This is a genomic window from Streptomyces sp. NPDC001156, assembly GCF_053598275.1.
This window is the reverse complement of sequence record NZ_JBSFJX010000311.1, coordinates 1-7,309: the sequence shown is the minus strand read 5'-3', so window position 1 is coordinate 7,309 and position 7,309 is coordinate 1. Positions and strand designations below refer to the sequence as shown.

Genomic DNA, 7,309 nt, shown 5'->3' with positions numbered 1-7,309 from the left:
GGAGACCACCCACAAACGAAAGCGCCTCGGCGAAGAACAAAAGCCGAGGGTCGGGACCATTTCTACGCTTGACAGCCCCGGCCCTCATGGGTGGGCAGATGCCCCAAGATCCTGTCCACGAGTAGTCCACAGACCTCGTCATGGGGCCGCTCGGGGCCGCATACGCCTGCACAAACACGAAGACCCGGACCTCAGCGTTTCCGCTGGTGGCGGGGTCTTCGGGCACCTCATACAGGGGGTCTCCGGCAGGACTGCCAGCTGTTGGACGCCGGGTCGTAGCCGTATCCGACGCCGGTCTCGACGTAGTCGTGGTTGTCGCCCGCGCAGTACAAGCTTGCCGTTGATCGCGCCGCACGAGGCCCAGCTGATCGTCTGGGGGTAGTCCGCGGCCTGGACCACGCGCCGGAGCGCGGGTCGAAGACGTACACGGTGTTGGAGCAATCGGTGTTGGTGCATCCGCCGACCGCGTAGCGCCGGCCGTCGAGTGCGGCGCCGGCCGCCCCGAAGCGCCCCTCAGGGAGTCGGGGCCCTTGGTTCTGCATCACGCAGGAAATGGCGTATGAGGTCTGACGTTACTCCGAGGGCTTCGCCCTCCCCAGCAGCTACCATCCGCTTCCGCCAACAACAGCGCAGACCGTTGACTTTGTCCGGTCTCCCGGCTGCGCACGGAGTCGTTGAGGCGGCGGTACCTGTCGTGATCGTAACCGTGGTCGGCGAGCACGACGTCGGGTCGGCGCCGTGGCCGGCCGCGCTCGGCCAGAGCGGCCGGAAGAAGCGCTCCTACCAGTACACCGCCGTCGACGACTGCAGGGGGCGGGGCCGCCGGCTGCGGCCCCGCCCCCTGCAGGTCAACCAAGGCTGATCCGAGAGGTACTTACTTCAGGCCGAAGGCCCGGGTGATGCTTTGCGTGATGGTGTTGCCCTCGGTGTCGCCTGCGCTGGTGCGCAGCGTCACGAACCGCGCGTGGGCGGGGGCGTTCAGCTGAGTGCTCCAGCCCTTGGCGGTGCGGGTCAGGGTCGCGTGCTGCCAGGTGGCACCGTCGTCGTAGGAGACGTCCAGGCTCACCGTTTTGATGGTGTCGGAGCCGGGAGCGCCCGGGAGGTGCGAGGGAGTGACGGTGATGCCGGTCCGGCGGTGTGCCTTGCCGGAGGCGTCCATGCCCTCGACCGCGTAGTCGAGTTGGATCAGCGGCAACGTTTCGAAGACGCCGGCGGCGCCCTGCTGGGAGTCGAAGCCCCACTCGGTCCGGGTGGTGGTCGAGTAGTCGTTGGCCCACGTGCCCCGGGAGTTGTCCGACACCAGGCGGTACCGCGTCTTCTCGGGGGCCAGGATGAGGGGGAACCGGTAGCTGCCCAGGGTGTCGGTGTCGGATGCCCTGAGCAGGGTGTCGCCCTGGTACATCTTCACCTTGTTCTCGACATCGGCATTGTTGAAGGTCGTGCCGACGTGTCCGGGAACCGAGTCGCCCCAGCCCGGGACCTCCACGTACACCGCGTTGCCCTGGCGCACCGGTCGGTAGTAGCCGTTCATCCGAGGACGCTGGATCGGCCCGAAGTACTCCATATGGGAGGTCGTGCCGGCCGGGTACCGCGTCAGGGAGTCACTGCTGATCTGAAGCTGCTGGTTGACCGAGGCGCTCTGGGCCCACTCCGTGTCGCTGGACACCCAGTCGGTGCGCTCGGCCTGGGTGGGGGTGGGCAACATGTTGTATCCGTAGTCGCCGAGCCAGACGGCGGAACGGAACTCCATCCCCTTGGCGGGCCGGTTGTTGCGGAAGGACACATCGACCCGCGCAAGATCACGGCGCTGCGGCCGGTAGGTCAGGTCCGCCGGGATGCCAGTCGCGTCGCGGGAGATGTCGTAGAGGTAGTCCGTGGTCGGGTGGGAGGTGACCTCAAGCGCCGTCTTCCGGCCCTGCTTGATCTGGGCGATCAACTCGTCGCCCTCGTCCGCGGTCAGCGTGGCCACGGTCAGGGGAGCCGGGTTGTCGTCGGTGGCGGACCAGGGGTTGTCGTTCCACGGGTCCAGACGTCCGTAGCCGTCGTTGACGACGAGCAGCGCACTCGCACCGGCCTTGGCTGCCGTCTCGGCCTGCTCGGCCTGATCGACGGCGTCGCTGCGCCGGACCACGACGACCTTGCCCCTGGCGTCGAGCCCCACGTAGTCGGCGGCGCCGCCCTCTCCGGCATAGACGGCCTCGTACTCGCGCGTGCCCTCCTTGAGCGGAATGTGTCCGCGCTGGACGATCAGGTCGTCAAAGTCGCGCGTGCGGGACGCGACTTTCAGGGCCGGCTCCGTCAGGCGCCAGTTGCCACCGAACTCGAAGTCGCCCGTGGTGACCGGCTTGGTCGGCAGCATCCAGACGCTGTCGTACATGGTGGCGTCAGGCCACCGGCCCATGGTGAGCGAGCTTCCGCCGTCGAACCCGCGGTAGAGGTTGATGCGGGTCTCGGCGACAGTGGTCTCCTGCGGGGTCACGACGGAGACCTGCTTGGCCTTGGAAGCGTCCAGGTTCACCGTGGTGTCCTGGTCGACGACGACCTCGGGAGCGGTCAGGATGGCCTTACCCAGGGAGTGCGGCCCGTGAGTGCCCTGGACATCGCTCTCCAGGCTCACGAAGTACTTGCCCGCAGGCAGGTTGACCGTGCCGGTTCCCGAATCGTCCAGTTGCAGCGGCAGGAAGACCTTGTCGCTGAACACGTACACCTCGCCGCCCATCGGGCGGCCGCTGCGGTCCTTGCCGCCCACGGTGACGGTGTAGCGCGGGGACTGCTTGTAGGCGCCGATGATGGTGTGGGCCAGCAGGCTACCGGACGCGTCGGTGGCGAGGATCTGCCCCGAGGTCGTGGTGTCTTCCTTCACCAGGTCGAAGCTGGTGGTGAGGGTGACCTTGCTACTGCCGTGCGCGGGGACGGTGACCTGAGATGCCGACAGCGAGAACGCACCGGCGGCCGCACCGGGCGCCTGCAGCGCCAGGTCGAGGGTGACCGGAGCGTCCCCGGTGTTGGTGTACGTCACCTCCTTCTCGGACTTCTCCCCGGCCGGCTCCTTGCCGTCGCGGTAGCCCCCGAAGACGCTGCCGGTGGCGAACACCGTGCCCTTGACGGCGGCGGCGACATCCAGACGGCCGCTGCCGCCCTGGTACGGCGTGTACTGGGGCGTCGCCTTGGTGGTGCTGACCAGGGCGTCCTTGAGCTGCTGCCCGGTCCAGTCCGGGTGGGCCTCGGCGAGCAGCGCGGCGGCACCGGCGACATGCGGGGTGGCCATCGAGGTGCCGCTCAACGTCTGGTAGTAGCCCTCGCCGTCCTCGGCGTACTGCGAGCGCGCCGCCAGCACGTCGACGCCGGGTGCGGTCAGTTCCGGCTTCAGGCCGGCATCGCCCTGCCGCGGACCAGTGCTGGAGAAGTAGGCGAGCTGGTCCGAGCCGTCCACGGCGCCGACGGACAGCGCGGCGTCGGCGACACTGGGCGTCGAGACAGTGTGCTCGCCGGCGTTGCCGGCCGCGATGGTGAACAGCGCACCGGTCTCGGCGCTGAGCTCGTCGACGGCCTCGCTCATCGGGTCATGGCCGTCGCTGGGCCCGCCGCCGAGGCTCATGCTGATGATCTTGGCGTGCTGGTCGCGGGCGGCCCACTGCATGCCCGCGATGATCCAGGACTCCTGGCCGCTGCCCTCGTTGCTCAGAACCTTGCCGATGTGCAGGCGCGCGCCCGGGGCGACGCCCTTCTCCTTGCCGTCCGAAGCGGCGCCCGTGCCGGCGATGGTCGAGGCGACGTGCGTACCGTGACCGAGGTGGTCCTCGATGTCCTGGTCGGGCACGAAACTCGCGGTCGCACTCACCTGACCGACCAGGTCGGGGTGCTGGGTGTCGATGCCGGTGTCCAGCACGGCCACGTCCACACCCTGGCCGGTGTCGCCGCTCGCCCACACCTGGGGAGCGCCGATCTGCGCGGTGGTGTCGGCCAGGTCGGCTTTGACCTTCCCGTCCAACCAGACCTTCGCGATCCCGCCCCGCAACTGGGGCTTGGTTCCGGCGCTGCGACCGGTTGCCGGCGCGGTCCCGCCGGTGAGGGCGGTCCAGAAGTCGTCGGCCTTCGACCGCGACTCTGACAGCGCCGCGCCCTGAATGCTGCTCAGGGCGAAGGCCTTCGTGGCGCCGGAAGGCACGGCCTGCGTGCGCGCACGGGCGGCGGCATCGGTGTACGTGACGATCAGGGGCAGGCTGCTGCTGTGCTGGTCGTCGTAGCCGTCCGCCAGCAGTTGGGTGACGTTGAAGAGCTCGCGGTCCAGCTTCCCGGCAGCGATGTACGGAAGGGCGGTGTCCGGGTACACGTAGGTGTCTTTGCCGACCTTGTAGGTCACGAAGCCGGTGAGTGCACCGTTCGCGCCCTGCACGGAACGGGTGACCCTGCCGTCGGCAGCAGTGTTCACCGTGACCTTGTCACCCGTCACCAGGGTGACGGTACGTGAGGTCGGCTGATGTAGGGCGATGCCGGTCAAGGGCCGGTCCGAGGTGTCGGCCCTGGGCGCGGCCAAGGCGGAGACCATCGGCTGCGCGGCCAATACGGCCAGCGCAACGCCGACAGCCGTCAACGCCCGTCTACGGGCAGGTATGGATGGCAAGGATGATCCCTTCGCTGGAACAGCAATCGCTGCGTCTGACGTGGCACATCGTCGGGTTGCACAACGCCACCAGGGGCCGCACGGGCAGGTAAGGAAGCAGGCGATTTGCCGTGCCTCAGTACACCGGCGCGGGCATGGGTAGGGCTGGTATGGCCGCCGAGGAAAACCCGGCTGGAAACGAAGCCGCGCTGCTGCCGCAGAGCGGCAACGAAGCGTCAGACCCCATAGCGCCAGTCCCCGATCTCACTTCGGAGAGCACCCGCGGCAAAGCGAGCCTCCGGCACGGCGGCAAGATGAGCGGCGCTTCCGGTAGATGCCGTCCGCGCCGCGACTGCAGCCGGCAAGCCTCCGGCAACCGGCAGCAATCCTGTCGATAGTGCCGTCTTCAGGCGGATCCAGGCCATCAGCGAAGCACCTTTCGTTCAGCCGGCAGTCACAACCCGCCCGAAAGAATCCGCTGATGAAGCCGGACATGTCACTGGCCTCACGTGTCGCAACTGCGACACGTCCCAACGATGACACGGTCCCTGCGCTCCGCTGCCAGGCTGTCAGCGGCGACATACGGGACGTTCGGAAGGACCTGCAGGTGCCGAAAACTCCCTCGCATGTGACGTGCAGGTTTCCCGCGAACGGCCTTTCACTGCTGCACGGTTGTGTCTGATGGGTCGGGCTGCTGCGACTGCCCTACCGCGCGATGCCGAGTGTGTTCGCCTTGATACGCCTGCTGCCGATGAGCGAGCGGACAAGGACATCGAAATGGTGACACTGCGCCACCAGTCCCTCGCTGCTGTGCAGCTTCCCAGCCAGGTTCCGACTCATGGCGTGATCACTGTCAGCGCGGTTCGGCAGTTGTGGGGTGCTACGTCGCGCGAGGTGACGGGCGTCCTGGTGCAGTCATGGTCCACCTGCATCGGAATGTCGCCGGAACTGACGGTGGAGGGGGCACCGACTGGTCTCGGATCTCACTCATCGGCAGGGGGGTCTCTACATGCTCGCCTCCGGTGCCTGCCTGCCGCTGGCGACGCGGACGTTCCTGACGCCGGAGAAGATGTTCGGTTGGACGCACCGATACCGGATCGACTGGGACGCGCCTGTGGTGCGCGCCTGACGCGCAGGCGACATCCGACAGTGACTACCCGGTCCGGGGACCCGCGGACGATGCGTCACGCCCCGACGACCCGCTACGCGAAGTGCCTCGACGGACGGCAGGACATTGCCAACCGGCGCATCGAGGATCTGCTTCGCGAGTACGAGTGACACCCCCTGCCCGCTTTCGAGGCCCCTGGCAACCGCCCCGCGTCCAGGGGCCTCGTCGTTGCTGAATGACTCAGCCCAACGGATAGCCGATCTCCGCAATGTCCTCCGCGAGGTCGGCCAGGGTGATCTCTGCGTTCAACGCGCTGACCACTCCTTCGGTCAGCGGACGGGACGAATAGACGTGACGAACGGCCTCCAAGTCGACCGGAGTCTCGTAGTAGTCCTCGGCCCACCGCTGGAAGGCTTCCGGCGAGCGGTCCACCAACAGTTGGAAGAGGTACCCGGCGCCGTCCGGGTCTACCGTTCCCTCCTCGGGGAAGTCGATCGACCCTGTTTTCCAGCCGTCGTCCCCCGTCTCTCGCCACATACACGCGGTGATGAGAGGCATCCCCTCCTCATCCGAGAACGCGGGCTCCTCGACGCACGGCCGGAAGACGTCGGGAACGTCGTCCAGCACGCCGGGCCATGGTCCGTCCTCTGCATAGGGGCTCATCGGTGATTCGTGATCGAACCCTCGGATGTAGGCACCGGCGGTCGAGAAGACGATCGAGTACTCGTCGCCCGACCCGTTCCGCATCGAAGCCATCGACTCCGTCTCGGACCAGTGGTCGTTGAAGGAGTGGTAGCGGTCCGCCCACTCAGGGCTCAGGACTGCCTCCAGGATGGCCATGGAACGGCAATGCTCACGGACGATGGCTATGTCGGGCAGCTGCCGAGCAACGTCTTGAACGGTCACCCGCTCATCCAAGCGCACGCCTCCGACACGTCAGGTTCCTGTCTGGAGGCTTTCCCATGAGACACAGGGGCGGTGGAGACCGTTTCTCACCTGCGGCGATGGACCAAGATCCCGTCCACAGCTCGTCCACGGACCTCGACATACGGCCGCTTCAGGCGGCATACGCCTGCACAAACACGAAGACCCCGGCCTCAGCCTCTTCGCTGGGGACGGGGTCTTTGGGCACCTCAGAAAGGGTGTCCCCGGCAGGATTCGAACCTGCGCACACGGCTCAGGAGTGAATGCGTAGATCGCCCCTCGCAGCCCTCTGACCTGCGGAGGAGCGTGTCGATGGGCGTCCGCGCCACCGAGTGTGTCGGAGGTGTGTCGGAAGACGCGACCGGACGAGGCGCCCGTGGTGCGGGATCCGCGCTGCGGGTGCGCCCGGCCGGGGTGCGGATCCGCCGGGCGCACCCCGGGGAGGACCTGCCGGTGTGCCGGCTGCCGGCCGAGTGACCCGCCAAAGAGCCGGAGCCGGCGAAGTACTGGCTGTCCACGCTGCCGGCCCATGTCCTGCTGCGGTGCCCGGTGCGGTTGGCGAAGGCCCGCTGGCGGGTGGAGATGTGTCAACCACAGTGCACTCATAAATGGGAACTGGCTGTTTGATCTTCGTCTTGGGTCGGGATCGGTGGCTCGGTGTCGGTCCAGCGGAG

6 protein-coding genes are annotated in these 7,309 nt (G+C 67.6%); 2 read left to right on the top strand and 4 right to left on the bottom strand.

The features are described 5' to 3' along the window. Nucleotides 1-227: 227 nt before the first annotated feature. Nucleotides 228-542 carry a kelch repeat-containing protein gene (locus ACWDA7_RS48655; protein WP_450614105.1) on the bottom strand — a complete coding sequence of 105 codons (315 nt, stop codon included), beginning with the start codon at nucleotides 540-542 and terminating at the stop codon, nucleotides 228-230. Nucleotides 543-694: 152 nt separating this feature from the next. Here ACWDA7_RS48655 and ACWDA7_RS48650 point away from each other — a divergent pair, with 152 nt between their 5' ends. After that, nucleotides 695-862, top strand: coding sequence for a hypothetical protein (locus ACWDA7_RS48650; RefSeq protein ID WP_450614103.1), 168 nt, complete (start codon nucleotides 695-697; stop codon nucleotides 860-862). A 12-nt stretch (nucleotides 863-874) separates the two neighbouring features. Here the strand turns inward: ACWDA7_RS48650 and ACWDA7_RS48645 are convergent, their stop codons facing one another. The 3 genes from ACWDA7_RS48645 to ACWDA7_RS48635 all read right to left on the bottom strand — a co-directional run bounded on the left by ACWDA7_RS48645 (nucleotide 875) and on the right by ACWDA7_RS48635 (nucleotide 6,617). Then, nucleotides 875-4,624, bottom strand: coding sequence for a S8 family serine peptidase (locus ACWDA7_RS48645; RefSeq protein WP_450614101.1), 3,750 nt, complete (start codon nucleotides 4,622-4,624; stop codon nucleotides 875-877). A 684-nt stretch (nucleotides 4,625-5,308) separates the two neighbouring features. Continuing rightward, nucleotides 5,309-5,443 carry a hypothetical protein gene (locus ACWDA7_RS48640; protein WP_450614099.1) on the bottom strand — a complete coding sequence of 45 codons (135 nt, stop codon included), beginning with the start codon at nucleotides 5,441-5,443 and terminating at the stop codon, nucleotides 5,309-5,311. Between the two features lie 508 nt (nucleotides 5,444-5,951). Beyond that, on the bottom strand, nucleotides 5,952-6,617 hold the full coding sequence (locus tag ACWDA7_RS48635; RefSeq protein WP_450614097.1) for a hypothetical protein: 666 nt from the start codon (nucleotides 6,615-6,617) through the stop codon (nucleotides 5,952-5,954). A gap of 330 nt (nucleotides 6,618-6,947) precedes the next feature. Between ACWDA7_RS48635 and ACWDA7_RS48630 the strand changes: the two genes are divergently transcribed. Then, nucleotides 6,948-7,112, top strand: coding sequence for a hypothetical protein (locus ACWDA7_RS48630; protein ID WP_450614095.1), 165 nt, complete (start codon nucleotides 6,948-6,950; stop codon nucleotides 7,110-7,112). Nucleotides 7,113-7,309 lie beyond the last annotated feature (197 nt).

Excerpts from the sequence above, each read along its gene's own strand:
- ACWDA7_RS48655 (WP_450614105.1), bottom strand. The coding sequence starts at position 542 with ATGCAGAACCAAGGGCCCCGACTCCCTGAGGGGCGCTTCGGGGCGGCC.
- ACWDA7_RS48640 (WP_450614099.1), bottom strand. The coding sequence starts at position 5,443 with ATGAGTCGGAACCTGGCTGGGAAGCTGCACAGCAGCGAGGGACTGGTG.
- ACWDA7_RS48630 (WP_450614095.1), top strand. The coding sequence starts at position 6,948 with ATGGGCGTCCGCGCCACCGAGTGTGTCGGAGGTGTGTCGGAAGACGCG.